This window comes from Fictibacillus phosphorivorans, assembly GCF_001619875.1.
Taxonomy (GTDB): domain Bacteria; phylum Bacillota; class Bacilli; order Bacillales; family Fictibacillaceae; genus Fictibacillus; species Fictibacillus phosphorivorans_B.
Genome location: NZ_LRFC01000006.1, coordinates 23057 through 48415 on the forward strand (window position 1 = coordinate 23057; position 25359 = coordinate 48415).

The 25359-nt window shown below is 33.8% G+C and carries 28 protein-coding genes and 1 riboswitch; of the genes, 24 read left to right on the forward strand and 4 right to left on the reverse strand.

The window, feature by feature from the left end:
- Nucleotides 1-19 precede the first annotated feature (19 nt).
- The 4 genes from AWM68_RS05660 to AWM68_RS05675 all read left to right on the forward strand — a co-directional run bounded on the left by AWM68_RS05660 (nt 20) and on the right by AWM68_RS05675 (nt 4697).
- The gene (locus AWM68_RS05660) at nt 20-976 is read left to right on the forward strand and encodes a hypothetical protein (RefSeq protein ID WP_082820589.1); all 957 of its coding nucleotides are present in this window, start codon (nt 20-22) and stop codon (nt 974-976) included.
- 563 nt (nt 977-1539) lie between these two features.
- A complete protein-coding gene (locus tag AWM68_RS05665) occupies nt 1540-1851 on the forward strand; it encodes a hypothetical protein (RefSeq protein ID WP_066238339.1) in 312 nt (103 codons plus the stop codon).
- Nucleotides 1852-2507: 656 nt separating this feature from the next.
- Complete coding sequence (locus AWM68_RS05670; RefSeq protein ID WP_066238341.1) at nt 2508-3527, forward strand: hypothetical protein; 1020 nt, start codon at nt 2508-2510, stop codon at nt 3525-3527.
- 387 nt (nt 3528-3914) lie between these two features.
- Nucleotides 3915-4697 (forward strand): DUF2726 domain-containing protein, encoded by a 783-nt coding sequence (locus tag AWM68_RS05675; RefSeq protein WP_066238344.1) that lies wholly within the window; start codon nt 3915-3917, stop codon nt 4695-4697.
- Nucleotides 4698-4722: 25 nt separating this feature from the next.
- On the opposite strand, the gene AWM68_RS05680 is transcribed toward AWM68_RS05675, so the two are convergent.
- Entirely contained in the window at nt 4723-4998 is a 276-nt protein-coding gene (locus tag AWM68_RS05680) for a hypothetical protein (RefSeq protein WP_156488314.1), read from the reverse strand.
- 334 nt (nt 4999-5332) lie between these two features.
- On the opposite strand from AWM68_RS05680, the gene AWM68_RS05685 reads away from it, so the two are divergent.
- From AWM68_RS05685 to AWM68_RS05755, 14 genes are all read left to right on the forward strand, one after another.
- Nucleotides 5333-6229, forward strand: a complete 897-nt coding sequence (locus AWM68_RS05685; RefSeq protein WP_066238349.1) for an ArdC-like ssDNA-binding domain-containing protein — start codon at nt 5333-5335, stop codon at nt 6227-6229.
- Nucleotides 6229-6417, forward strand: a complete 189-nt coding sequence (locus tag AWM68_RS05690) for a hypothetical protein (protein WP_066238351.1) — start codon at nt 6229-6231, stop codon at nt 6415-6417. Before AWM68_RS05685 ends, AWM68_RS05690 begins: the two co-directional genes overlap by 1 nt.
- Nucleotides 6418-6533: 116 nt before the next feature.
- The gene (locus AWM68_RS05695) at nt 6534-9857 is read left to right on the forward strand and encodes a DEAD/DEAH box helicase (RefSeq protein ID WP_066238354.1); all 3324 of its coding nucleotides are present in this window, start codon (nt 6534-6536) and stop codon (nt 9855-9857) included.
- Between the two features lie 30 nt (nt 9858-9887).
- Nucleotides 9888-10625, forward strand: coding sequence for a hypothetical protein (locus AWM68_RS05700; protein WP_066238356.1), 738 nt, complete (start codon nt 9888-9890; stop codon nt 10623-10625).
- 213 nt (nt 10626-10838) lie between these two features.
- Nucleotides 10839-10922: riboswitch (cyclic di-GMP riboswitch) on the forward strand.
- A 76-nt stretch (nt 10923-10998) separates the two neighbouring features.
- Nucleotides 10999-11682: a hypothetical protein gene (locus AWM68_RS05705; RefSeq protein ID WP_066238359.1), complete on the forward strand. Its 684-nt coding sequence runs from the start codon at nt 10999-11001 to the stop codon at nt 11680-11682.
- A complete protein-coding gene (locus AWM68_RS05710; protein ID WP_066238362.1) occupies nt 11679-12245 on the forward strand; it encodes a hypothetical protein in 567 nt (188 codons plus the stop codon). The genes AWM68_RS05705 and AWM68_RS05710 overlap by 4 nt, the downstream gene beginning before the upstream one ends.
- Nucleotides 12246-12272: 27 nt before the next feature.
- Complete coding sequence (locus tag AWM68_RS05715; protein WP_066238366.1) at nt 12273-12902, forward strand: hypothetical protein; 630 nt, start codon at nt 12273-12275, stop codon at nt 12900-12902.
- 150 nt (nt 12903-13052) lie between these two features.
- Nucleotides 13053-13466, forward strand: coding sequence for a response regulator transcription factor (locus AWM68_RS05720; protein ID WP_066238369.1), 414 nt, complete (start codon nt 13053-13055; stop codon nt 13464-13466).
- Between the two features lie 77 nt (nt 13467-13543).
- Entirely contained in the window at nt 13544-13855 is a 312-nt protein-coding gene (locus AWM68_RS05725; RefSeq protein WP_066238372.1) for a DUF2325 domain-containing protein, read from the forward strand.
- 250 nt (nt 13856-14105) lie between these two features.
- Nucleotides 14106-16286 (forward strand): type IA DNA topoisomerase, encoded by a 2181-nt coding sequence (locus AWM68_RS05735; RefSeq protein WP_066238378.1) that lies wholly within the window; start codon nt 14106-14108, stop codon nt 16284-16286.
- Nucleotides 16283-17140 (forward strand): hypothetical protein, encoded by an 858-nt coding sequence (locus tag AWM68_RS05740; protein WP_066238381.1) that lies wholly within the window; start codon nt 16283-16285, stop codon nt 17138-17140. Before AWM68_RS05735 ends, AWM68_RS05740 begins: the two co-directional genes overlap by 4 nt.
- Nucleotides 17141-17231: 91 nt before the next feature.
- On the forward strand, nt 17232-18098 hold the full coding sequence (locus tag AWM68_RS05745; protein WP_066238384.1) for a hypothetical protein: 867 nt from the start codon (nt 17232-17234) through the stop codon (nt 18096-18098).
- A 297-nt stretch (nt 18099-18395) separates the two neighbouring features.
- Nucleotides 18396-18827, forward strand: coding sequence for a hypothetical protein (locus tag AWM68_RS05750; protein WP_066238387.1), 432 nt, complete (start codon nt 18396-18398; stop codon nt 18825-18827).
- A 32-nt stretch (nt 18828-18859) separates the two neighbouring features.
- A complete protein-coding gene (locus AWM68_RS05755) occupies nt 18860-19267 on the forward strand; it encodes a hypothetical protein (protein ID WP_066238391.1) in 408 nt (135 codons plus the stop codon).
- A gap of 143 nt (nt 19268-19410) precedes the next feature.
- On the opposite strand, the gene AWM68_RS05760 is transcribed toward AWM68_RS05755, so the two are convergent.
- Both AWM68_RS05760 and AWM68_RS05765 read right to left on the reverse strand, forming a co-directional pair.
- Nucleotides 19411-19857: a hypothetical protein gene (locus tag AWM68_RS05760; RefSeq protein WP_066238394.1), complete on the reverse strand. Its 447-nt coding sequence runs from the start codon at nt 19855-19857 to the stop codon at nt 19411-19413.
- Between the two features lie 12 nt (nt 19858-19869).
- Nucleotides 19870-21033: a tyrosine-type recombinase/integrase gene (locus AWM68_RS05765; protein WP_066238397.1), complete on the reverse strand. Its 1164-nt coding sequence runs from the start codon at nt 21031-21033 to the stop codon at nt 19870-19872.
- A 346-nt stretch (nt 21034-21379) separates the two neighbouring features.
- Here AWM68_RS05765 and AWM68_RS05770 point away from each other — a divergent pair, with 346 nt between their 5' ends.
- Entirely contained in the window at nt 21380-21970 is a 591-nt protein-coding gene (locus tag AWM68_RS05770; protein WP_066238400.1) for a hypothetical protein, read from the forward strand.
- Nucleotides 21971-22034: 64 nt separating this feature from the next.
- Nucleotides 22035-22328: a hypothetical protein gene (locus AWM68_RS05775; RefSeq protein ID WP_066238403.1), complete on the forward strand. Its 294-nt coding sequence runs from the start codon at nt 22035-22037 to the stop codon at nt 22326-22328.
- 108 nt (nt 22329-22436) lie between these two features.
- Here AWM68_RS05775 and AWM68_RS05780 read toward each other — a convergent pair whose 3' ends face one another.
- A complete protein-coding gene (locus tag AWM68_RS05780) occupies nt 22437-22673 on the reverse strand; it encodes a hypothetical protein (RefSeq protein WP_066238406.1) in 237 nt (78 codons plus the stop codon).
- Nucleotides 22674-22822: 149 nt separating this feature from the next.
- Between AWM68_RS05780 and AWM68_RS05785 the strand changes: the two genes are divergently transcribed.
- The 4 genes from AWM68_RS05785 to AWM68_RS05800 all read left to right on the forward strand — a co-directional run bounded on the left by AWM68_RS05785 (nt 22823) and on the right by AWM68_RS05800 (nt 25334).
- Nucleotides 22823-23782 carry a helix-turn-helix domain-containing protein gene (locus tag AWM68_RS05785; RefSeq protein ID WP_066238409.1) on the forward strand — a complete coding sequence of 320 codons (960 nt, stop codon included), beginning with the start codon at nt 22823-22825 and terminating at the stop codon, nt 23780-23782.
- Nucleotides 23783-23890: 108 nt separating this feature from the next.
- A complete protein-coding gene (locus AWM68_RS05790) occupies nt 23891-24190 on the forward strand; it encodes a hypothetical protein (RefSeq protein WP_066238412.1) in 300 nt (99 codons plus the stop codon).
- 10 nt (nt 24191-24200) lie between these two features.
- Nucleotides 24201-24893, forward strand: a complete 693-nt coding sequence (locus AWM68_RS05795; protein ID WP_066238414.1) for a thermonuclease family protein — start codon at nt 24201-24203, stop codon at nt 24891-24893.
- A gap of 78 nt (nt 24894-24971) precedes the next feature.
- Nucleotides 24972-25334, forward strand: coding sequence for a hypothetical protein (locus AWM68_RS05800; RefSeq protein ID WP_066238416.1), 363 nt, complete (start codon nt 24972-24974; stop codon nt 25332-25334).
- Nucleotides 25335-25359 lie beyond the last annotated feature (25 nt).

Below are 25359 nucleotides of genomic sequence, written 5' to 3' on the forward strand. Positions count from 1 at the left end.
TTAATAATGGGGAATGATTATGAAAATTAATTGGTATTACATTGTCGGTACAATATTTATAATTTTAATATTTTCATCTTATTTTTTCTATAAACTTACTTTTAATATAGACAATTCTTCCAATGTAATCGCAACTAATAGTGAAAATAAAAATAATGTAAGTAGACAAGCTGCTAACACTATTGCATACGGTTTAAAAAATACAAAGGGGGAACATATTGATAATGGAAGTAATATTATTCCACACAATAATATTATAAGTGTTAATGTCTCTATAGATCATAATTTAGACGAAAACAGAGAATATGGGTTAATTGTTTTAGAAGACTTCAAACAGGTGCCATTTAAAATTGAAAACAAACAAGAGTTCACCAAATATTTCTTTAATATGTCTCCAAATACTTCTAAATATATAAAGGTTACTTTGCCCGTTAATTCAAATGCACGTGAAGTAATATTTTTACTTATTAAAAAACCTAATTATAAATTAAAAGAATTGGATATTAATAGAGCCGTAATATTAGAGGAAGTTTTAAGTATGCGTTACTCAATTAATCAAGCGGCTAAAGATACTGATAATGTTAAGGAAAAGGAACCTGATTCTATAATAACAGATGGTTTAAATGAAAATATGTTTGTTACTAAACATAAAGAAAAGTTACAGGCTGTTTTTGTAGAAAAAGAAGGGAATGAACTTACATTTTCTGTTGGAAATGATACAGAACTACCAATGAGATACGCAATAGTAGCTCTTAGAGATTGGGAACAAAACACAATCATCAAAGATCAAGATGTAATTTATACTACCGTTCCATCGGGAGTAAGGCATATTTTTAATTTTAACTTGCCAAATGTGGATAATGATACAAATTTTCAATTAATAGCTCTACCTTTCCCATATGAAGTCAGTAAAGAAAATTATATTAGTCAACAAGCTTTTGGTTCTTTCCGAATCGTCATCCAAAATAAAGATTAATTAGGAAAATTGTTAATTAATTTCTCTTTATGATAAAGAAAACTTAGTGTAAAAGTCATCTCGAGTTGGAAGTACAGACCAAGTTTAAGTAATAATAATAAAATTAAAACATAAAGACCCCATCAATAAGGTGGGGTTTTTTATGTTTTTGTTAGAAAGTTAACGTTATTTAAAAATCCTATACCTTTTTAACATCCATCAGTATTATTTTTATTAATTGAATTAACAAAGGGGTTAGTAAAGAAGAATTGTGTCCCTGTTTATTGAGCAAGGCAGGCAGCAAATATCATATTATGGAAAAAATAAAAAACATACCGATATTCTAAATTAAGCAGAAAATTTATGATGAAGGGAGATCAGTAGCTCATTAATGAAAAATTTATTTTACTGGTTTAGAAAAGTTAAAGAACTTAATTGGCAAAAGAAAAGGTGCAATAATTGTAATTCTCTATTATTTGAGATAGAAGATAAACTTTTTAAAACCAATTCTGTAAGAGTAAAATGTCGGAAGTGTAAACAAATGACTCTGGTATAAGAAATTTTATTAAGGTGAGGGAATATTAGTGGATAACAAGAAGAAAATGGATCTTATTGGAGAATTAGATATGGTATTTGAAAATTTACACTATGCTAAGCAGAAAACTAATAACCCTCTAATTATTCACCGCATTGAAAAGATTAAAACTTCTGTTTCATCCCTAATGAATGATATTGAAAACTTAAATAAACTTGATTTAAAAATCGTGAACCCAAAGTATTTCAATAATCTAGTATTAAAAGGAAATAATGCACATAAAAAATCGAACTTATTTAACCCACAAGGTGGTTTTAAACCAACTTCTCCTTCTTATCACATTAAGGGTTATGAGGATTAAATAATTTAATTAGAAGCATCTCAGAGGTAATATTGCATAAATTTTCTATGTATACTTTACAACTGTTGAAAATTGTAAAATATAATGTTTAAATAGAATCATAAACTAATACATCCAAAGGGAATGACCCTAGTAATTTAGCCGATACGATCTATTGGTTACTTTTGCTAGGGCTTTTCTTTTTTCCGCCAAAAGGTGTTGTAAAATGCAAAAAGTCTGGATCATTGATCCAGACTCCTGCCGCTGATTAAGCTTATTATATTAGCTCTATAATAGCATTCACTGAATCTATTAATCAACATGAAAATTCTCTCAAATTTGTTTTGTCACTATTTCGTATTTTATGTTAATATGAAAATAGCTGATTAAGTGATTTGGGCCAATCCCTGTACGGGGATAAGTGTACCCAAATACTCTTATTCAGTGTACATATTATCTTGTATGCTTTTTTTGTGTTCAAAACACAAAAAAAAACAAAAAAATAAACCCACCGGGGATCATGAGTTAGTCAAGGTTTGGCGGCCAACGCTAACAAATGATATGGAAGATGGGTTTTGCTTCTTAATTTATGTGTTTATCATAACATATATATACAAATTAGTGAAGCCAAAACCTCTATTTCCTGATGTCTTTTTGTGGGGAAAGGGGTATTTATTTTGACTAAGTTTACGTATTACCGTTACACGAAGGAAATCGCGGATTCAAAACCAGTAACTAGAAAAAGAAAAGTAAAAAATCCAACTACCGGAGAACTTGAATATGTTCTTCAGACATACGAACGAAAAATTAAGAAGACCCTTGAATTCAGTGAAGAAGATGTAAAGAAATTCACTTTAGAAAACACTGGTCAATTGCTACCAGCAACTCAAATTGGTCATACTCAGATGAATAATTATTTTTTAGATTTTTGGGGAGCAATTTTAGGTCATGGACCGGTAGCTGTTTTTACTCATTTATTACGACATGCTTATCAAAAAGATTGGTGTGATCCTAGTCTTGAATTAATTGAGCAAAAAATGGATATTAAGCGAGATGCTTTGAATGGTTATCTAGATATTCTAGAAAATCATGGCTTTATATTTAGGTTCTGGCGTAAGAAAAAAGATGATAAAGATAAAGACACATCTATCTTTTTTAAACTTAGAAGAACTATTCCCTTATTAACAGAAAGCTTATTGTTGTCTCTTAAGGAAAATAAACCTAAATTGTACACTAAGCACAATGAATACCTAGAACAATTAAATGAATCACATGAAGTAGAACTCAATGCCAAAGATGAATATGAAGCAATTTACAAGGATTTTGAACAACGAGGTATTCCTATGAAAACGCAAGCTTTAAAGAAAGCTGAGAAGGATGCTGAAACTTTTGATGATTTATTTAATCTTCGTATTGAACAGGTTGAAACTTCAGAAGATGAAAATAATCTCTGGATAACAATTAATAACCATCTACAAGAACGAATTAGTAAGCCTTCTTATGAGATGTACTTTAAAGGATCTAAATTGAAATTTGAAGGAATGTATGCAGTTATATACATTAGACATGAATTTATGCAGCAGTCTTTTGAAGATATAGTCCGAACATTGATTGGACCATTCATTAATAATGAATTTGATGAAATGGTATATGAAATATTCTTCCAACCTGTTATAAGACTAGGGGATATGAAATAGAAGGGGATTTCCCTTCTATTTTTTTCTGTAATATAAGGGTATAGAAATTCTATATCTATACCTATAGAAAATCTATACCTATAACTTATCCACAAAAATTTATACCTATAGAAAATCTATACCTATACCTACGATAAAATTATAGGGGGGATATAGAAATTCTATAGGTAGGTTATCCACAAAAATTAGCATATAGATTTTCTATACCTATAAAAATAGATATAGAAAATCTATATAGGTTACATAGAATTTCTACATAGGGTAAATAGAAAATCTATACCAAATAATAAGTTTTTAAGAATACGCTTTTAAAAAGACTTTAAAGATCTTAAAAGATTAGTGAGTATACGGTTGGTTCAAAATAGATTTTAAGTTGAGGATTATATTATGAAATTTAAAGGACTTATTTTGCTTCTTATTAGAGATTCCAAAGGAATTGTTCACCATCAAAAGAAAAGATCACAGCACCCAGCAGAATTAGAACAATATCTACAATATATAAATACAATTGAAAAACAGTTAGGTGACCGACTAATTAAATCTTTTGTTATTAATTTAGAAGATCCTAAAAGATATGTTTGGAGCTCATATACCTGGAGGAAAGACGTAAATAACAAAATTTCACCAAATCATCAGAAGTATATTGATTATTTATCGGAAAACAAAAAGGGATTTATGTTTATAGGGCCATACAAATCGATGAGAACAAAAGGCTTACATTTATGTCCAAAAGGCCATGAATGGAATATACAGCCTATTCAAGTAAAAGAAGGTGTTAGCTGCCCTAAATGTAAAATGAAAGGTAAAGAATCAAACGGTGCGAAATTTATAACAAACTTTCTTACTTCAAATAAAGTAGAATTTATTAAAGAAGTTCCGATTGATAGGTTCGGATTTAGTGAGAATTACCGCATGGACTTCTTGATTTGTAAGAATAACCACCCGCTTTTTTTTATTGAATTTAATGGAGTACAACATTACAAACTTATTAGAAATGATTTTTTTGGTAGTTATAAAGGTTTTAAGGAAAGAAATAGCAGAGATCGGTACAAAAGGGATTGCTGCTGGAAAATTGGGATACCTGTAATTGACATTCCTTATACGGAGACAGAAGAACAAATGGGAGAGACGATTATTTATTTTCTTAAGCTTTTCGAAATTTACAAATAAAAAGGGGAGTTTAGTCTCCCCTTTTCTAATTATCTTTTCTAATTGGTGTGACAGTAGCGGGTTTAGTATGATGATATATCGCACTATTTTTTTTAAAAAAAAGCATCTGAAATAATGGTTTACCATTGATTGTCACTTGTTGGAAAGCTGCATGTTCAAACTGTTTTATATCTTCGTCAGAAATTAGTAATTCTTCATGTGTAAAAAATCCTTCTGGCTGTTCCTTATAAATAGGTTTGTCCGTCCCCATCACTTCATGATTTTGATAATACATTGAACCACCCCATAACTTCTTTTCCAATAATAGTAACTCAAAAATAATAGTGTAGGAAATTTAACCTAATTCTTTTACTATCCGTTCTTGTCGATTTTTATAAATAAAGGTATAATACCCATATATTCACTTTTTGATTTTATTTTTTGTTTGCAATCCTTTTACGGATTAGCGGGATTTAATTAAACGATACAGCCTTTGTGGTTGATGGTAAGTAGCTTAGTAGTTTACTAGCTATTATTTATCAGAGACTTCAAGGGCTTTTTTTATTGCCAAAATTGAATGGTGGTTAACAAAGAGGATGGGGAAACCTATGCTCTTTTTTATATATTAAAAACTTTAAGTAAAAGGGGATGTTTTCATGGCTGCAAGCCAAAGTAAAAAGAAGTGGAAGAAGAAAGATGGACCAAGTGTTCAAGAAAAAGTTGAAGAACTTGTTTCTATCCTAGAAGTAGGCGTTAAGAACTTTTCTTATGATCCAGAAGTTTTCAAAGCAATTTTAGAAATGAAAGCTCTTATGCCTAACTACTCCTTCCGCAACATCATGGTCGCTAAGTCTCAGTTTCCAAACGCTAGTTTCATTGCTTCTTATAAGCGTTGGCAAGAGTTAGGGCGAAATGTGAAAAAGGGTGCGAAGTCATTAAAGATTTTCAAACCTAATTTCAAGAAAGCAAAGAATGAAGATGGATCTCAAAGTAACGAAGTTCAGCTAGTGGGTTTTTTAACGGTTCCAGTGTTTGCATATGAACAGACAGAAGGAGAGCCGCTTCCCATTGATAAAGCTAAGATCACATTAGATGGTGATTGTCCTGAAGCAAGACATATTATCGAGATTGCTGAACGAATTGCAGCTGAAGATAATTGTCCTGTCTCCTACGGTGACGCTGAAGGTTCAAATGGTTACTATGTACCATCACTTCATGAAATCGTGGTAGAAGAATCGCTTAGTATCAATCATCGTTGTAAAACGTTGGTCCATGAATTGGTTCATTCCAGAGTACATCGTCATGATGATAAATCTACCAGGTCTGAAAAGGAAGTCGTAGCGGAAGGATCTGCATTTGTTGTTTGTTCCTTCTTTGGACTCGATACTTCTGATTACAGCTTTGGTTATGTAAAAGGCTGGAGTGACGATGAAGAAGCCCTTGTGAAGTATGGTTCTCAGATTTGTGATATATCCGGCAGAATCATTAATGACTTCAAAAAGCTTATGGAAGAAGTTAAAGAAGATACTCCAGTAATTGAGGTGGCCAGTTAATGAAAAAGTTTAAAGATAACGAAAAAGAGTTTTGGGACTTCGTAGAATTCCTGCTTGAAAAATACCCGAGCTTAAAAGAGTTTGGTAATTTTGGGCTTATTGAAAAGGAATTACAAAATATCCTTCCAAAAGAAGGAGCGGACCAAAGTGAAGCCTATGATTTCGCCAGAGTAATTTGGAACGTATAGCGAAGTAAGGATTCAAATTAAATATCAGTCTTATTAGACAGGGAGGTGTATCCCTACCATCAATACTAAATGGGGAGCACACGCTTTCTATTTAAATTGATTGATAGGGACTTAAGATGAACAACTTTAACAGAGTGCCTGAAACAAACGACAATCCCAAAATGATTGAAGTTTATCTTGAACAAGCATGGCAAAATGCTTTTTGTTACGCTCTAGCTGTCGAGCCTGGTCCGAATGAATATACGGGTTCTAAACTACTAATGGCAATCATTGCGGGTTCTGATTCAACGTTGCAAGCAATGAAAGCAGCGGTTGATATTGGATCAGGAGGATTAGCTTTTGGTCATGGTATTAAACAACTAACCGATTACAAATTTGTTTCGGAGCTTCGCATGTTCTCTGAAAAAGGTCAGTACGAAAAATTCCCTATAACGATTAACCAAAATCGTAAGGCAGTTGCTATCGTTCATGATGAACTACTCGGAAACAGCGACTATATCCTTTCCTTTGATGGGACACCAGCTGAAGATCTTAGACAAGTATTAGGTGGAGGGAAATACGGATTAAATATCTTGCCGGATTGGAAAGATGCCGTATTCAATGAGTTTCTAAAAAGAGAGCATTTAGAAGAAGTGGAATTTTATTTTGACCCTTTGCTTTTTCCAAATGGATTTAACATTTACAAACTTAAATTGAACGAAGAAGAAGCTGACGCAATCATTTCTGAAATGATTCAAAACGGCATCTTAAAGTTCCCAAGTGGTGGAAGCGGGAGCAATCTTGAAGAGATTACAGACCTGACAACCTATATGCAGACCTTTGTGAATGACATGATTGACAAAGTAAGCGAACAGGTACAGCCAGTTCATAATCCTCTTACAGATCCTGTTGATCCTCAAATAAGTACCTATAAGCGAGAGTTGTTTCCTGTGCAAGCTCATGTTTCTACAGCTGTAGCGAAGGTTCTTAAAAAGCAAAACGCCGCTCTTATACAAGGAGAGATGTCGACGGGAAAATCCACGATGATGACAGCCATCGCTGATGTTCTTGCCGCTATGTCTAATAAAAAAGGATATTTTACTTGTTTAATGTGTCCACCATCTCTAACTAAGAAGTGGCCGGAAGAAATTAAAGAGATTGTACCTCATGCTGATGTACGAGTTATTGAAAGAACATCTCAACTAATCGAGTTTCATAGTGCCTGGACACGAGCGGGAAGACCAAAGCCAACTAAACCTACATTTTTCGTTGTTTCATTTACAACAATGCGTGGGGATTGTGCTACGGAGCCAGCTGTACACTTCCAGTACAAGAAAACAAAACTTCAAGCTATGAGTGAATCTCTTCCTTATCGCTATGGCTATTATTGTCCATGCTGCGGTAATCCTAACCAAGTCATTGAATCAACAACGATTGATCATGATGAAAATGGAGAGGAAAAAGAGAATCATACAAAGCGGGCAATGGATGAAGAAGAATTTGGAACGTCCAGACGTATCCATAACTCAAAACAGCCAGCTAATGCTTTTTGTAGTGAGTGTGGAGAAAGCTTATGGACAAAACGTGTACCTACCCGTTATACCAATCCTAAAGAGTGGATTGAACATGAAAAGAAAGTAACTCATGCCGCTCTTGATGGAAATAAACGTTTAGTAAAACACATCCAAAGTTCACAACCTGATATTCCGACTAAACAAGGTAATCCAAGAAGGATATCTACCGTTGAGTACATTCGCCGTAAAATGCGTTGGTTTTTCGATCTTGCAATTATAGACGAGATTCACGAATTGAAAGCCGGTATGAGCGCACAAGGACACGCCCTCGGTAGTCTTGCTGCAGCATGTAAAAAAGTTGTTGGCGGGACTGGAACTTTGTTTGGCGGGAAAGCGGAAGATATCTACTTTACTCTCTGGAGGCTGTTTCCACATCTCATGGTTGAAAACGGATATAAGTATTCGGAAGTACGAAAGTGGAATGAGGAATATGGAAACATTGAAACTACCACTTACAATCATGACGATAAAGGGGAGTATTCCAACAAACAATCGCGGGGCGGCACGAAACGAACAGAGAAAGTCTTGCCTGGTATCTCTCCTTTTGTATTCGGTAAATTCCTTGTACAAAATAGTGTGCTAGTTAGATTGACTGATGTTTGGCCAGATCCTGTTGAGCTAATCAATGTACCTACTATCCTAGTGGATTTAGATGAGGATTTAAAAGAACATTATGATTCGATGGTTTGGACTTTTGAACGTAACATTCGAAGTCGTGATGATGGACATAAACTTTACTTACCGCTCACACAGACAGGTATCGCTTATCCGGACAACCCCTTTACCTATCCTTCGTTTTCTATTAAAACGGATGAAGGAAGAGATTTAATTTGGGAGCCAGAACCTTTTCCGGCAGACCGTATTCTCAATAAAGAGAAAAAGCTACAGGAAATCATTCGTGGTGAGGTGGAAGAAGGAAGAAAGTCTATCGTTTATGTTCGGGATACAGGTTCAAGTATTGAAGGGAGAGATGTTCGACCTCGACTTAAAATGATTCTTGAACAAATTGGTGCAAAAGTTGCCATCCTTGATACTAGCTCAGCCAAAACAAATCAACGTAGCGAATGGCTGAAAAAGAAAATTGAAAAAGAGGACCATGATGTTGTCATTGTCTCGCAAGAACTTGTTAAGGTAGGACTCGATTTATTATGCACGCCTACACTTATCTTTTATCAGTTCAGTTGGTCATTGTTTACAATAAATCAAGCCGCTCGCAGATCTTTCAGAATTGGTCAGTCAGAGGAATGTCGTCTGTATTACTTATCGTACAAACACACCTTCCAGGAACAAATGGCTACATTGATTGCTCAAAAGAACAAGGCAGCGGGAGCGATTAATGGTGACGTAAGCTCAGATGGTTTAAATGCTATGTTGGGTGATGATGGAGATCTTCAATCCATGCTGATCAAGTCCATTAAAAAGGGAGCCAAGTTAAAAGGTTCTACTGAAGAGTGGGTTGCTGAAGCATCTGAACGTGCTAGAGAAATTTTAGCCGGGATAGGAAAGAAGAAACAAAAAGTACTTACTGCAAAAGAGCAATTCATTGCATGGGTTAACCAGCAACTTGAAACAGACTCTTCAAAGAACGTTCTTGTGCGTAAAGCGGCTACTATCACATCCTTTATCGAGAAGGGTTTGATCAATGGATTTACCTTAAGTAAGAATGTCTTAGAGGTAGATTTAATTGAGGCATTCGGTTTCGATTGTATAGCAGATGGTGAAATCGTTGCTTATCTGACGGACTTTGAAAGAGAATCAGCTGATAAAGTTGACTCGAATGTGGAAGGGCAGCAAGTCTCCCTATTCGAAATAAAGGTAGCAGAGATCAAATCCAAGAAAAAAAGAAGTGCTGCGGTCAGCGGGCAATTGGCGTTTGAATTATTTTAAAACTAAAAAAGGTTGTAGGAGGGTATTACAGTGACAGTTGTTTTAACGATGGAATTGTTAGTTTGTTTTTACTGGTTGCTTGAAATGTATGTTTTTGTTTATTGCACAGAAGCACATGCCAAACAACGAATGGAGCATTTTAACTATCTAGCCCAAATGGAAGTTGATTGTATAGAGCCTGTCCAGGAATCTGTACCTGTAATTTCTAATGTGGCAAAACCTGTTGAATTTACTGTATCAGAATTAGACCATGCAGCAGAGGGATTATTTGCAGAGCTTCAGCAAGAACTGAATATGATGGATAATCCACTGGCAATACCTCAGTTGGAATCAGAATTTTATTTTGATGATGATTCTGCATCGGAGTTTACTTACGAAATGGTTAGTCTAGCTGAACATGAAGAGGAAGAAGATTGTATACAGCTGGCTGATCTTGATGAAATGGAAGAAGAGTCACAAACCGGATATGAAGAATTTGCATCTGCCAAAATAGGGGATTGTATCAATGGTCCTCAAAAATGGGTTGTTTCAATTGTCGGTATGGAAGAAAACTATATTCACGTTTCTGACGGTAAAAGACTTTGGATCAACGTTGAAGAAAAAGCTTCCAAATTAAGAAATGGCGATGTCCTTATGCTAGATGTAATCCGCTCAGGCAAAGAAGTAACAGTAGATAATTTGATTCTTTTGGAAACAAACGCTTCGGCTGATTATGTTATTCCTGATGAAAGTGATTATTTCTATTATGAAGAACAAATTGCTATTTAATGGTTATAGAGCGCGACTTTAGTCGCCTCTTGTTCTAAGGAAATAAAGATTATTTCTTTAGAACAGGAGGTAAAACCGGGACTAATATACCAATATATTTTTACTAATTAGATATAAAGTAACATAATCGTCAAGTAAACGACAATATTCGACATTTAAGCTAGGAATTTTGTAATATGATGTTGTAGAATTTGTAAACAAATACATATTTTACATCGTTAATCGCAAATTCACTGAAAAGTGAAGACGCAAAACTATTAGGGGCTAAAACGTAAGTTATGCCAGCCAGTTGCCGAATTAAAAGCTAGTAGCTTACATCGGTAACTTACTAGCTTTTTTATATCCATTTTTTGATTGAAGGGGGATTATTCTTGTGGTTATGATACAGCAACTGAACGATGATCAGATTTTAGAAATTAAACAAACTTTAATGACACACAGAGTAGGATTAAAATCTTTATATTTTAAATACAATTCAAACACTCATGATATGTTTGTTGAAGGAAAAGGCATTGAAGGAATTCCTCAAAATGAAGAATATTACGATAATCTTGAAGACAATTTGATTTTTTCAGACATCAGTTGGTTAACTCCTATATGCGGAGAGTTAAAAGCAAATTTCCAAGCAGAAATCGATGTTCTTCCTGATGGAACGATGGATCACAGTAAAGTTAAAATGGAGATTACTATTGCTTGTCCATTACGGAATATGTCCAAAAAAGACATAATGAGAGAATACTATTCAGTCTTTAAGAGACTTCTGAAGTTTAGAGGATTCATAAAGAAAGTGGAGTTCAGGGGGCATGAGTATTCTCTCAAAACAATCAGCTTTTCTTTAGAGCTTGACGGGAGAAAAGTAAACACTATTCTTAAAAATACGCAAACCATCAATACGCAGGTACTTAGTCAATGGCAAGCAACATTAGACCATGTTCTTGATTACAACAAAGGTAGATTCAAGTTTGTATCTGTGCTGCCGGTTGTAAACGGACGGATGAGTACAGCAACATTTGAATCTGCTGTATGTTTTAAATTCAGTACAGGAGTAGCAAAATGAAAAAATTAAAAAATTTTATTTTCTTATTTGCGTTTATATTCGGTATATCTTATCCATTAGAAGTTTACGCAAATCCAGCGTTCGGCAGTAACGGAAATGGTCCGACAATGAACGATCAACTCGGTTCCTGGACTGAACAAATTAATGGATTAGCACCAACGGTTTCTTATATGATTTCAGCTTTGTTCACGATTATGTTTTTAGTGGGCGTTGTAAGAATGGGTTACTCCATTATCACTAAGACTGGACAAGTTATGAAGTTTTCTACGGGATTACTGATTTGGGTTCCTATAAGTTTCTTCTTTATCCGAATTATGGTAATAATATTATTTACAACAGATACTAACAATGTTACACTACTTGCAAATGATTTGATAAGTTTAATTAAAACCACAGGCTACTTTACGTCCATCGGGATGGTGTTGATCGGACTAGTATTTTTCTACTTTTTCAAGTTGATCGATCAGCCAGAGTTCGGCAGGTGGAGTAAGAGGTTGTGGGTTAGTGCGGTGCTCTTAACGTTTATCACAAGTATCATGCCATATGTTTTAGGAGCAGCGTAATCAACTTCTTTGAAATAAGGTGATATTATGCTGAAACTTATAGTGGATAATGACCAAAATCAAAATAACCCTTTTGCAGTTACTTGCCGTAATTCATGCGACCTGTTTGATGGAATTACTGGAGTTTGTTCTATTCATCAAAATGTGAATGTAGATAGTGAGTATGAAGCTGCAAGATGTGGTAACTTTTTAAGTAGAGAGTTTAAAGAATTATCAACCAACGAGCATATTCCGTTTAAGTTTTCTTTAATTGAAGAAGAAGCGGATTATTTACTAGATGATGAAGAAATATTTCATGAGCTAACAGGGAGTTCGGTTTATAAGAAAGAATATACGTATCCTAATCAACCTGACTTTTCCGCTCATAGAGATGATGCGTCCTGGTTCATTTCACCTTGTGGGACATTTGCTTGCTGGATCGTCAATCAGTATAATAAACCGCAACGGGTACCAAAGAGTATGGAGGATGCAGTAAAAGGGTGGAGTAAAAAAGTCTACAAGTCCCCCATCCCGCTACATGACCACAAATCTTCACTCTCGATCGCTTCAAAAATGGCATGGGTGATTGATGAAGATGGATACGGCCAGTATGCTTTATTGGTAAATGGAAGGATTTCATCTATTTCCTCACCAAAACCGAAAAATTGGAAAAAGTAATATTGAATTTAATATGAAATAATTGGTATAATGGAATTAATAACATATATCCAAGAAAGGGAACGACCCTTGTTTGAAGAGTGCAACTGCTACCAGTGTGTACTTTGAAACAAGTGTCGTTCTTTTTTGTTTAAAGAAAGGTAGGGGAGAATGGAAAATATTTTGATTATTAATGAGAGAGGTCCATTCCGAGAGGGACTTAGAAATCTCATGGAACTTAAATTTGGTAGGCTATTCTCAGTTATAGGGTTTGATGCAAGGAAACTAAAAAAACAAGATAAAACTCCGCGCCTCATTATCGTTGAACAAATAGAAAATGCCAGTACAGAAAACTATTTGAAAAAGATGAAGAGGCAAGGTGCAAAAGTAATTCTTCTAATCTCACATGAAGAAGGTTTGAAGGAATATATGAACTTTGAAATTTTCTCAGGCTTTCTTCTGAAGAACATGAAAACCAACGATATGCTGCAAGTAATTGAAGAGATCTTAGATGATGGTGAAGTATATGTACATCCAGAGATTGGTTCCTTTTTTCTAAAAAAATTATTAAAAACAGAAAATTAAATAAAAACGCTTGTAAATGGTGTAATATATGTTATATTTATTATTAAAATTACACAAATTTACAGGAGGTTTTTATTATGCAGAAAACAGTAGCTATTTTCGGTGGATCTCAAGAAGGAACGTATAAGAAAATCGGACAAAAACATGGTTTAAATGTACTTTTCCATTGTGGTAAGTCTAGAAATGGCGGCAGCAAGAAAGAGTTTAAGAGTTTAGTAAAGAAAGCCGACTGTGTTGTCATGCTCTATGGAGCGTTAGGTCACGTAAGTATGGATATAGTAAAAGACTTATGCAAAAGCCTTAACAAACAGTTTGTATGCCATGAGGGATTTGGTGCCAGCGGAGCTATTCAAAAAAGTATTGAATGTATGGATGGCGCTGCAGCTTAATTTAAGGGTTTTGGAGGATTAGATGGGTATAAAAATTGTTGAAATAACAAACTTTTTTAGTGTGAATAGTGCACTCATAATGGGCATTTTTTTCGTTATTTTATTGTTAGCGTTATTTTATTATCATCTAAGCGGAAAATTTAATAACAGAGCTATTATACCAAGCATATTACTATATCCGCTCCTTGTGATTACAATATTTGGGATTATAAGATTTTTTCAGTAAGTGACAATTGCAAGGAGGTAATATATGAGTTTTCCATTTTCATTGATTTGTGCAGAAAAACCCGATCAGTCCAAGAAACTCGCTGCCCCTTTTCCCCATCAAAATAAGGGAGACCATATCGCTATTGGACAGTGTGAAATGTTTCCGCAGGGAGCCATAGTGATTAGTGCTCGGGGACATATCCTAGAAGTATGTGAACCAGAAGAATATGATTCAAACCTACGTAAATGGTCCATTGAGCCGCTTCCTTTTATTCCTGAAAAATTCAAGCTGAGAATATCGAGTTCTACTAAAAGTTACTTCAATGCTTTCAAGAAGTTCCTTAATGATGACGAGATTAAGCTTGTTATTCATGCAGGTGATGCAGGCAGAGAAGGACAGCTTCTAATTGATGAGATTTTGTATTACTTAAATAACAAAAAACCTGTCAAAAGGCTTTGGTTGAAGTCTCTTACTAAACCGAGTGTTATTAAAGCTCTGAACGAAATGGAAGACAATAAGAAATACGAACCCATGTATTTGGAAGCTGTAGCCCGGCAACGAGCTGATTTTATGATTGGAATAAACGCAACAAGGGTATTAACAGTCCTTTTACAGCAAAAAGGAATAAACAAGACGTTTAGTGCAGGAAGAGTTCAAACAGCCTTGATGGGGATTATCTACAATCGTGAAATGGATATAGAAAACTTTAAAAGTATGCCATTTTGGGATTGCTACGCTGACTTTAAATTTGAGGACTATACCATACGAGGAAAATGGTTTAAAGAAGACGGTGAACACATATTTAAGCATGAATCTGCTCAAGCTCTTGTGAAATTTTGTGAGGGAAGCACAGTGAAGGTTTACTCCGCATTGAAAGAAGAAAAGAACACCAGACCTCCACAGTTATATCATCTTTCTACTCTTCAATCAGAGGCTAACCGTCTTTATGGATTATCTCCCGAAAATGTCCTTAACTATGCACAAGGTCTGTATGATAAGTCGATTATTAGTTATCCGAGAACAGATAGCCAGTATTTAACTCCAGAAGAAGCAAATTGGATGCCTACCATTTTAAATAATTTATCTAAACTCAAAGAGTATAAGGATCTTGTTCCAGGAGCCACAGGTGATATTTCAAATGATAAGCGGTATGTGGATTCCAATAAGGTTACTGACCATTATGGAATTATCCTTACAGAAGAGGAAACTGACCCTACAACCCTTCAAGAAGGTGAACGGTTGATTTTTGACATGATCGCCAAATCTATAATTGCTGCTCACTATCCGGATTATCTCTTTAATTCTACTGAAATTATAATTTCTGTTCAAAATCGATTTACCTTCAAAGTCAAAGGAAAGCAGGTAAAGTTTGAAGGATGGAGATCCGTTTATAATGGATTACCCGAAGAACAACTAGATGAACAGGGACAGTTTGATGAAATACAGCTACCTGATGTGTCTGAAGGTGAAGAAGGTCACATTACCTCCATCGAGCTAAAAGAAGGTGCTACAAGCCCACCATCCCGATTTACACAAGGGGATTTGGTCAAGGTAATGAGTAATCCTGGACGATATTGCGGAGAGAAAGAAGACTATAAAAATAGTGAGTTAAGTTTAGGTACTCCCGCTACCCGCGCAAATATAATTTCGACAGTCACTAAACGATATGTAAATGTGGAAAGTAACTTAATTTATCTGCAGCCAGAGGGTCGTATTTTAATTGAAGCTCTTGGGAATGGCAGCTATTTAACTTCAGTTCTATCAACAGGTAATATGGAACGATATTTGAGTCAGATCGGCAAGGGCAAGGGTTCTTATAAGACCTTTATTGAGAGGACAAAACAAATCACTCATAACGTCGTGGATGACCTTAAGGAAAACTCAACAACCTGGCAATTTGACAACTACATTCATGATATACAAGAAGCAGATAAAATAGGATCCTGTCTGCTTTGTGGCGACACAGTAATTGACGTTGGACCAGTATATGGGTGCCAATCCTATAAGACCACTAACTGCGAATTTAAGCTATATAAGACCATATCAGGTAAAGCCATTAGTAGAACAAATGCAGTGAAACTCTTGGAAACTGGAACTACTGCACTAATAAAAGGATTTATGAAGAAAGATAAAACCTCTACTTACGACGCTTACATAGTTTGGGACTCGAATAAGAAAACGACGAGGTTTGAATATGTAAACAACAGGAGGGATAAAAGATGAACTCAGCACTATTACACAACCAAAGAGTAGTAACCGCTGCAGAGTATAGCCAAGAAACTCATGGACATCGTTTGTTTTGTATAGATAAATCGTGTAAAGCTCCAGTTATTTTCGTAAACGGATCCGAAACAACCATTCCGCATTTTAAAACAACTGGAAAAAATGATGTATCCAAGCATATGGATTCATGTGGTTTTTTTAAACCGCTTTCCTTTGAGGAGAGTATAAAAAAGGTTCAGGAGTATCAATCAGATTTACTTAATCAAGGAATGAAAGAGAACATAGTAAAGTTGAATTTAAATAAGCTGGATCCAGACTATGAGGGAAAACAGATTGAGAGGGATGAAATAGAAAAGAAAGAAAAGGATCCAAACGAAATAAAAGTTAAACAAGAGTCTCCTACACCGAACAGTATAAGCTCGCTTAAATCGATCGTTAAGCTTTTGACATCATATGAACCTGATATTCTTGCTTCCATATTAGTAAGCGTTAAGAGCAAGAAAGTCCCACTCTCGCAAATCGTCATAAACCAAGAAAAAGCACATGACTTGCTCTGGGCAGACGAAGTTGTGGATTCTATGAGTTATTTTGTTTACGGAACTGTAGAGAACGTTATAAGGCGTGAGAAAGTATATTATATATCGTTCAAACCCACTAATAATGTTTCTTTTAATTTAGTAGTATTTGATAAATATTTTAAGCATTTTACTTACAGAGATGAACAGCTAATTGGTAAAGATATTGTGGCCTGGGGCGGATTAAAGAAGAACATTTACAAAGATAAGAACACTACAGAGATGGTGATCAAATCAAATAAATATCTGGAGTACCTCCCGAAACAAAAGAATGATTAATGCATTCATTGGATTTTTTGAAAGGGGTGAACTTTTTAACTAGTTGTTTTGTACAACGCCAATATTACTGATAACACTGGAGGAATTTAAATTGAATAAGAAATTTGTTTTGGCTTGTGCATTGAGTTTTGGAATAATCGGAGCCGTAGGTAATTCACCATTAGAAGTAAATGCAGCTTATGCAAAAAATGAAGCACAAGTATTCAGTGACTTATTAATCTCTAAAAATATGTACTTAGGTAGCCTTGGAGATAGCATTAAAAATGATTACAAAGCTATCAAAGATAAACAGTATTCAGATTTACAGCTTGAATATAAGAAACTTGATTTAAAACTAGAGAAAATCAAAAAGAATTATGAAGAAGCAAAACAAATTGATCGTAAAACAGCTGATGCTAAGTACCAGTCACAAGTAAAAGAATGGACAAAGGAAAAAGACATGGTAACAGCTGCAGCAAAATCAAAAAGTGAAACGATAACTAGAGAACTACAAAACAAAGAAAACAGTCTAAAGCAGATGGAAAAAGTTCAGTACCAAAAAGTTGATGAATTCCGTAAGCAAATGGAAAAGTCAAAGGGTACTGAAGAATATAAAGTTGCTCTTGCAATGCTAGGAGTAGCAAAAGATTTTAAAAATTTAACAGCTATTCTTGAATATCAATCTGCATTATACACTATTGATAACGATCAGCTTCAATTAAAAAATGAAAAAAACATGAAGATCATCGACCTAGATATTGAACAATTGAAGAATCGTAATCCTGAAAGTTATAAAACTAAAGTAGCCGGTATTGAGAAAAACTATTTAGGACAGCTTAATAGCCTTGACCGCAAGAAGACAGAAGCTACGGAATTATATAATGGCAAGAAAAAAGTTAATGAAAGAGATTTCGCGGAAGGCACAAAGTATTTTAATGATTTGCTGAACGATGCTAAAAAAACAAGCATTAAGAAATAAGAGTTAGTTTTAAAGATACAGTCATATTGGCTGTATCTTTTTTTATAAAAGTAACTATAACTTTGACCATTGTTTTACCGATATATAAACTACATTGGAAAAAGTGATATAGTAATTGGGTTCGGATATAATATGGCAGTTCTTAGGTTATAAATGGTCAGATACTAAATTGGGTGATGTTTTTATTTAGGAAATTTAGACGTTATATACGAGGAATAGCAAAGTTATTCAACTGCCGCAGTTATTGCTGCAATATTTGTTGCTATTGTTTCAGCAACAGTAAAATGGAGGTAACTAATGAATGAAAATCTTTCTAAGGAACAGGAATCTACAATCAGAAGTGAAATTGTAAGATTAGTTTATAAGAAATCAAAAGGCATATCCATACTAGAAAAAATTAGATTGTTTATAAATTTATCCTATCTTATGACTGGCCCTTGTTTATTATTTATGTTTCTAGCACCTAAAGAAACTACACCCATTTTTGTTTTCTTCGCTTTGATCACAGGTAGTGGGCATTTTATTAGTTATATTCAAAGAATAGAAATTAAATGTATAAAAGAAGATTTAGATACCTTAAAAATTGAATTAAAGAGGATTATGGAACTTAATGAAAAATCTAAATTGAGCGAATTGAATCAAAATATACTTGACGTTATAATGAAAAAACCAATAGAAAATGATGAATACAAATCGATTATTGAATATGTAGATAATAAACTTAGCTGAATCTAAGTACTATAAAATGGTGGTAATGAAGAATGAATGGTGTATATACTGAAAAACTACCCAACTACTCACAAGGGAAATTAGAAGTAACTAAGGATAGTTGGTACATTGAATTTTATTTTAAAGGTCCTGATTTTAGGTATAATGGAACTTTCGTAAAAATATGCGAATTCGAAATACAAAAGTATATTAATGCCTTTATATTTAATTTTAAAAAATACTTAGAATTAAAATCACAGATTCCAGCTGGAACGACTTATGAAATAAAAGGTGAATTAAATATGGAAATACGAATAGGTGGCCCTTTTAGGGAAGGGGTTTGTATAAAGTCTTACCATCTACCTATAAGTTCAAAAGAAGATTTATATAAAATAGTGTACGATCTTCAATGGGCTCAAAAACGAGCAGTAGAAATTAAAAATGTTTTAAAAAGTATTTAATTACAATAGTTACAGCTCATACAAACAAGCATGAGTTAAAAAACGATCAGAATAAATCTGATCGTTTTTAATGTTTTTGGAAATTGTAATTTTACCAGCTGTTACGCTTGCCCAAGAAGATTCTGCTGGAAGGCACTTTTTTGTTAATATGATTCTATAGCTAATTGTAATGCTTCCTTATAGGCAGCAGAGATTCTAATTTCACAAGGATTATTATATATAATTTCACATACCGTAAGTTTTATAGGAATTTCTTGATTTAAATATAAAATGGTCTCCATTGAAACGCCATCTTTAAATTCACAAAAATTAATAAAGATTGATTTAACATTATAGGAGAGATCTTTTAAAATATCAATTAAAGCTTCAGCAGTACATATAGGGACCGATTTTATATATGCAGCTTGAGATGTTATTTCACTTGCTCCATTTAGGAAATCTGCTTTTATCTGCTTAATTTGGCCGTTTATGATTTGGTATGAACTCATGTTTAACTGCTTAGTAAGTTTTTCAGATTGCTTTTCTAAATAACGTTCTTCGCTTCGTTTTTTATAATTTTCTCTATGTGTTTGAAACCAAGACTTTTTCATAAATGAGACCTCTTATATGTTTTTTATAATGTTTGAATCCTTCCAGGTATGTGCTGCATTATTCTTCCTTGCCATCTTTCTCTGTAGATAGATCATTGTCGTTTTAATATCCGAGTGGCCGAGAGATTCTTTTATTGCTAATAACTCTGCTCCTTGTTCTGCAGATATTAAAGCAAAACAATGCCTGAATGTATGACAAGTAATAGGTGTGGATCTCATTCTAATAAAATCTATATCAGCTGCATTAATCTTCTGAGTAATGTAATTAGACAGATACTTATAGGTATAAGCTTTTCCTTTTGCTGTAGTAAACAGCGGGGAGGTATCGCTTCGGTCCAACTTTAACTTTACTCTTCGTCTTTGTCTAAATGCCTTAATGGTCTCCAGTACATTTTCATGAATCAGAACTTCTCTCTCTTTTCGACCTTTTCCCATAACCTTCAGCCAGTACCCGCCATCTACATATGATAAATCGCATACTCTTAATTTACATAACTCCTGTACGCGTAAACCAGTTGTTCCTAAAACGGAAATTAGGCTATAGAGAATAGGATGATTTTTAAAATACCTTAATAATAGAAGAAACTCGACAGAACTCATTTCTTTGTCTGGTCGATCAGATGCTCTTACATTGCTTGAAAGCATCTTTTCATGTAGCGGCAAGGAGATATACCCGTTACTGTAAAGGAAATAAAAGAAACCTTTGATTATGACCATCTTCCGGTTAAGTGTTGCAACCGCATAAGGTTTTCCACTTTTACCTAATGGAGCTTGTTTAATCCATTCCTGGTACTTCCTTATATTTCTATGACTCAACCGCTTCAATATTTGATATTCCTCAAATGCCTCTATCGACAATTCAATTTGATTCGATTGTTCCAGTATCTGTTTGTAGAAGATAAGCAGATCTCGAACATATTCCTTCTTCGTATTTTCCATTCTATTTTTATTATCATTAAGATCCTTCTGCTGATGAACATAAAAATATATCATTTCTAAATCGTTGAATGATGAAAAGTCATTTTCTCCGCTTTCATCTATTACATCATTCAGTTGTTTAAACATAGAGTTATCTACCATTAACGAGGTTAATGTTGAAATGTCCCTAGAAGAATTAAATCTATTAGTAGTTAACTCATTCTTACTGTTCTTTATTAATTCATTGTTAAAATCCAATTCTATCACCACCTGTTTAATGTAATCTATTTCTTCATATATGTATTTCTAATTATTAATAATGACAACACTTTTTGTCATTTTTTTAGTATCTGTTAGATACTAGGTTACTAGAAAAATAGGTTATTTGTCTACTAATATTTAATTAACTAATATTATATTTTTAACTTTGTTTTAACATAGATATATATTTAACTAGACAATATATGTTAGAGATGATAAATTTGTTAATAGGAAATCAAGTAAGGATTTTCCAAACATCAAGGAGGGTAGGAGTTACAGTTTGAGACAACTTTAAATCTCAGGGGCTAATTTACTAAAAAACTTTAAGAAGGGTTGTTTGATTATGCTAACAATAAAGACAATTACCTATGAACTATCTCCTGTAACAGTCGAAGTAAAAGTAGACGAAAGTATGAATGAAAAAGAGCTATTGGAATTAGGAAAACAAAAAGTGATTGAACAGCTGTCAAAAAAATTTCCATTCTATAAATATAGTATTACAGAAGGACCATTAATAAGTGATGAAGACCTAAAGCTAGGACGTCCAGTAAAGGTTAAAGATACAGGGGAGATTGGAATTATTTACGACATTAAGCCGAGTCAGAACTTTCCTATTAAAGTAGCAATGCCTAATGGTGTGGCAGCCGCTTACGTAAAACGTGCTCTTGAAAAACCTTCGAAGCGAACAAGCATTGAAAAGTTAATCAAAGGTCGTCAAAAATGGGAGAAAGATTTTGGATGGGAAAACGGTAAAACCGCATTCTTCGTAAATGGGAAAGAAATTATACCTGTAGTTATAAGCGTTACGAGGAATAAGATAAAAGCTATTATTGTCAGTCATGATACCAATGGAAGTGCTTATTCTTTAACCGAACGTGATACTCATAGACTCTTTGATACCTTGGAAGAAGCAGAAAAGTCGGTTTCTAAATAAACTCATTGCTTACTTATTGCCGACTTCAGATGAACTCATATAATCTAGGGAAGGGAATACGTGTATGAGAGAATCCTATCAAACAACAGACAAAAAATTTCGTTTTGGAAAACATGCGATAAAAATAACTTCCTATCATCTTACAGAACATAGAGCGGGTGTGCGGGTTGAAGTAAGAAGGTTTACCCGAACCCAGACTGTTGAAATCGACTTATTAATTGGTGATGATAGCTTACTCCTAAAAAGGATATATCGTAGAAAAGCCATTCAAAATGCTACAAAAAAACAGGTAGATATAGTGGTTAATGAAATGATTGAATATGCAAAAGAAAAAAGACTTATAAAGGTTCATGCTTAAGGGAGAAGATCTTGTCTTCTTCCTTTCTTCATAATAGATAAAGATGTTATATTATTGAATAATAAATAGTAAACAGCAAAAAAAAGAGACCTCAAAATTTTTTAGGTACTATATAATTTCAATATTTTTAGGATCAACTTCTAAACGAGTCGATAAATCATTTTTCAACTCTTGTGCTGTTTGATAATCATAATTGAAAAATCCTGACCATTTTGAATCATCATAATCAACTACATTACCTTTTTCATCAAAATATTGTAATGAATCTATTCTAAATAATCCATCAAAATAATCAGGATCATCTCCATCTAGTTCGAGTAAGTACACTTTTACAGTTGAAAGCATTGTACGTCCCTCCTGAAATAATTCATACTAATATTTTATAGAATTAGACAATCCACTACAATATATTTTAAGTTGAAGGAACGTTTAAAGTTATTACATTTAAGAATGTTAAATCTCTAAAGAGTAAGTTTAAGAAATAAGGTGATAAAATGGATAAAATCGAACGCGGTATGATCACAACAAAAGATGCAGCTGAAAAACTAGGAGTTAAATCCTCTACCATTCATAAATATGTTAAAGAGGGTAAATTGAAACCTGTTTATGGTGACAACTGGCATATAGATGCTACCAAACTCTTTTATGAAGATGATGTTCTTGAATTAAAGAAGGAACTCGCGAAACCTGGGATTAGTACTGGAGAAGCTGCTGAATTGCTAGGTTTGCATAAAACAACCATTACACAATACATCAACAAAGGCTTAATTCATGCGGAAAAGAAAACGTATCGCGGTAGAGAGCTTAATTTCATTTCTCCAGAAGAATTAGAAAGATTTAAACTGTCTTATGAAAGTAAACAGAAGCGGGAACGTAAAGACTTTTATGATAAAGAAACGGGTTATGCTTGGTTCCAATCATTTGAAGACAAAGAGGGGAATAGGAATAATCGAATACTCTTAAATCAAAATGGTGATCCGTACTTATCAACCTCCCAAAACGAAGATATTTCCATAGAGGATATTAAACCTGAAGGCTACAAGCCAGTATACCTTATTAAAGACCATGATTATATTCATAAACGTGGATATGCAAAGTTTACTTTTAAACCTTCAGAAGATGTGTATTCAATAATTGAGCTGTTCTATCGTAACTTAGGTCCTAAAAACTTAAAGCTTAATTTAAGAGAGGATCATTTTATTGAGGTTGAAGTTAAGCCGATATTAATTAAAGAAGAAATTAATGAGATCCAGCTTTCCACTTTAAATAATTCTTTAGAAGAAGGTAACATTATAGTCCGGCACGATGGTGTGTTCATCGACAGTGATCTTGAAATCATTACTATTGCTGCTCCATCTGGTTTGAAAAAGAAAATCAAGCAGGATTCTGAAAAGGATAATATCTCTATGGAAGACGTTGTATTAAATATTTTAAAGGAAAAATACGAGATTTAACAAAGGTTATATGGTAAAATAAAGATAAATTAATAAATAGTGGGAATGACCCAAGACGACCATATTTTTATGGCTGTTTTGGGTTTTTTCGCGTATTAGGAGGATTAAATGAACCAATCTAAATCTGATGAAAAAAGAAAGCTAAAAATGATTGAAGATATTTTGAATCATCCAGTACCTGGAGAAGTTTACATCGAAACATCCGGCCGTATTTGGAAAGAGCTTGTACTTCGTCATTTTAATAAGTTGGAACGCAAAGAACTTACATTGATGGAACTGGTTAAATGGTTAGAAACAAAAGAATCAGTAAAGTACAGCCAAAAATACGAGTTAGTGAAGTACCCCATTATTGAATGCATTAAATATATCTCAAAAGTTACAAAACGTCCTATTACCATTATAGAATAAGGAGTTATTTATGAAGAAATTAATAATCATCAGCTGCACTTTACTCTTACTTACAGCCTGTCAGTTAGAAGAAAAGGCAATGTCCTATAAGCAAATTCCTAAATATGAAACAAACATAGAAGTTGAGAATACACCTAATCTAACCATACCGGGTACAACTGGAGAGCAACCACAAGAGCCTGCAGCAGAAGTAGCAAATAAGCAGGAGAGAAAAAAGGTTTTTGTTATTCGTGTAATAGACGGCGATACTCTTGTCTACAGAGATTCTTCGGGCAAAGAATATACAGGGCGTCTACTAGGGGTAAATTCACCTGAATCTACGAAAGAACAGCAACTTTACGGTAAAGAAGCCGCTGCTTTTTTAAATAACCTTGTGGAAGGCAAAGAAATCGAAATTGAATATGATCCAAACGCTGAACTGACAGATAAGTATGGACGATATTTAGTCCATGCCTTTATTGGAGGTAGGAGTATACAATATTTGCTCATTTCAGAAGGCCTTTGCCGTGTTGCTTATGTTTTTGGAGATTATAACTACATTAGCATGTATCGTGAAGCAGAGAGCTTAGCGAAAGAACAGGGAATGAATATACATTCGATACCCGGCTATATCAATTCTGCAAATGGTTTTGATATGAGTGTCGTATCTTCCAGCATCAAAGAAAAAGTATTTGATTTAACCAAGCAAATTATCAACAATTAAGACTTAGGAATTAAGTATTTATACCTAAAATATGTTACTATAAATGGAAATTCAGATAGTATGTTGCGAGGTGTTTTTTTGAAGAAAATAGGATTAGATATTATGAATATTGATGAAAATAATGAAGAATTGGCCATTCATATTATAGGAAATGCAAATGATGAATTAGACTTAATAAATAAGACTATCAAGAAATTAATAAAGCAAATTGACCTAAAATACATGTGCAGCGAAGATCAAGATTTATTTGATAAACAAATGGAAAGTATTTTATTTATAATTGCTGAAAATATTCAGTCTAATATACGTATTAAGGGATTACTGGAAATAGGCAATGATTATAAAAATATTGATAAAACGCATTTAAACTCTAATGTGGAACTCTTACAGAATTTTCTTCAACTCTATATAGAAGAAAGTAAAAAAGTGCTAACAAAGTAATCTCTTAAAATTGGGTAAAAAAACA

Coding starts and splice junctions, on each gene's coding strand:
- AWM68_RS05780 (WP_066238406.1), bottom strand. CDS start 22,673: ATGCTTTCAACTGTAAAAGTGTACTTACTCGAACTAGATGGAGATGAT.
- AWM68_RS05725 (WP_066238372.1), top strand. CDS start 13,544: ATGCAGAAAACAGTAGCTATTTTCGGTGGATCTCAAGAAGGAACGTAT.
- AWM68_RS05785 (WP_066238409.1), top strand. CDS start 22,823: ATGGATAAAATCGAACGCGGTATGATCACAACAAAAGATGCAGCTGAA.
- AWM68_RS05660 (WP_082820589.1), top strand. CDS start 20: ATGAAAATTAATTGGTATTACATTGTCGGTACAATATTTATAATTTTA.
- AWM68_RS05695 (WP_066238354.1), top strand. CDS start 6,534: ATGAACAACTTTAACAGAGTGCCTGAAACAAACGACAATCCCAAAATG.
- AWM68_RS05720 (WP_066238369.1), top strand. CDS start 13,053: ATGGAAAATATTTTGATTATTAATGAGAGAGGTCCATTCCGAGAGGGA.
- AWM68_RS05675 (WP_066238344.1), top strand. CDS start 3,915: ATGAAATTTAAAGGACTTATTTTGCTTCTTATTAGAGATTCCAAAGGA.
- AWM68_RS05775 (WP_066238403.1), top strand. CDS start 22,035: ATGAGAGAATCCTATCAAACAACAGACAAAAAATTTCGTTTTGGAAAA.
- AWM68_RS05790 (WP_066238412.1), top strand. CDS start 23,891: ATGAACCAATCTAAATCTGATGAAAAAAGAAAGCTAAAAATGATTGAA.
- AWM68_RS05795 (WP_066238414.1), top strand. CDS start 24,201: ATGAAGAAATTAATAATCATCAGCTGCACTTTACTCTTACTTACAGCC.
- AWM68_RS05685 (WP_066238349.1), top strand. CDS start 5,333: ATGGCTGCAAGCCAAAGTAAAAAGAAGTGGAAGAAGAAAGATGGACCA.
- AWM68_RS05740 (WP_066238381.1), top strand. CDS start 16,283: ATGAACTCAGCACTATTACACAACCAAAGAGTAGTAACCGCTGCAGAG.
- AWM68_RS05760 (WP_066238394.1), bottom strand. CDS start 19,857: ATGAAAAAGTCTTGGTTTCAAACACATAGAGAAAATTATAAAAAACGA.
- AWM68_RS05710 (WP_066238362.1), top strand. CDS start 11,679: ATGAAAAAATTAAAAAATTTTATTTTCTTATTTGCGTTTATATTCGGT.
- AWM68_RS05755 (WP_066238391.1), top strand. CDS start 18,860: ATGAATGGTGTATATACTGAAAAACTACCCAACTACTCACAAGGGAAA.
- AWM68_RS05735 (WP_066238378.1), top strand. CDS start 14,106: ATGAGTTTTCCATTTTCATTGATTTGTGCAGAAAAACCCGATCAGTCC.
- AWM68_RS05770 (WP_066238400.1), top strand. CDS start 21,380: ATGCTAACAATAAAGACAATTACCTATGAACTATCTCCTGTAACAGTC.
- AWM68_RS05690 (WP_066238351.1), top strand. CDS start 6,229: ATGAAAAAGTTTAAAGATAACGAAAAAGAGTTTTGGGACTTCGTAGAA.
- AWM68_RS05750 (WP_066238387.1), top strand. CDS start 18,396: ATGAATGAAAATCTTTCTAAGGAACAGGAATCTACAATCAGAAGTGAA.
- AWM68_RS05715 (WP_066238366.1), top strand. CDS start 12,273: ATGCTGAAACTTATAGTGGATAATGACCAAAATCAAAATAACCCTTTT.